Origin of the sequence: Fulvivirga lutimaris, from assembly GCF_009711525.1 — a bacterium.
GTDB lineage: Bacteria > Bacteroidota > Bacteroidia > Cytophagales > Cyclobacteriaceae > Fulvivirga > Fulvivirga lutimaris.
Window position 1 is genome coordinate 1 of record NZ_SMLV01000073.1, and the last position, 1074, is coordinate 1074.

General features: G+C 39.2%; 1 protein-coding gene. It reads right to left on the reverse strand.

Translation table 11 applies throughout. The annotated features are described in order from the left end of the window. The coding region (locus E1140_RS21200; RefSeq protein WP_484494440.1) for a fibronectin type III domain-containing protein at nucleotides 1-1074 on the reverse strand (1074 nt) is incomplete at both ends.

Here is a 1074-nt window from a genome sequence, read left to right on the forward strand (position 1 = left end):
AAATAATTATACACTTCTTTACCCCATCTGTTATAAACTGTGAAGTTCACTGATTTCACAAATCGAGCACATTTAGAAATGTCTATGTTACCACAACCCCCAGAACCATCTTCTCCCGATGTACTTCTATTGCTGTAGGCACTAAACACATTGTTACAGTTGTCTCCATTGTCTGGTGTAAACACATTTGGCAGTTCATAATAAGGACAATTATCTACACAGAATACATTACTGAATTCACTCTCATTACCAGACCTGTCTACAGCCCTCACCTTGTAGCATCCTTTGAAGGATTGTAGATTATCATGCAGATAGGTGGTATCTGTAACATCTGCTATTCTGGTAAATTCTGCTCCTGTCGTTGGTGCATAATACACTTCATATTCCTTAACATCATCCTGACAGCTACCCACAAAGTCTGTAGTCCAGCTTATTCTATTCTTGTAATCATTAAAGTCACAAGTACTCGTATTTAGGAAGTCTTCGCAGCTTGGTCCCTGTATAGTTACTACTGGTGCACATGGTGGTATCGAATCACTCGGTTGTGCACATACGATTTGTGAGAAGTTTAATTGTGGACTCTTAATAGCTGGATTGCCATAAGTGCCTTTTGTTAATATTCTATAACAATAAATCTTAGAGTTGTCCAGATTCACTGAGTCAATATAGCTAAACCCAAATTGTGTAACATCTACTTCTGCCAGCAGAGTGTATTCATCCTGACTTTGTCCATTATCTCCTCTGTAGATTTGATGCTTGCTACCCGGTGGTAGTGCTATGGTATTCGTCCATGGAACAAATGCATTCCAATCTAATCTGATTTGACCAAATTGTGGTGTAGGAACAAGTCTGACTGAAGATGCCTCTGCTGAGAATATTTCATCTCCACCCGAGCCCGTTGGATCTACTACTGATACTTTATAATGATACGCCTTGTTTTCTGTATCTAAGCCTGTATCTAAAAACCCAATACTATCAGTCAGTGCACTGGATACTGTACCTATCTCGGTAAAACTTCCGCCAGAAAATCCTTCTGCTCTGTGTATCTTATAATCCAATGGAAATTGCAGGTTA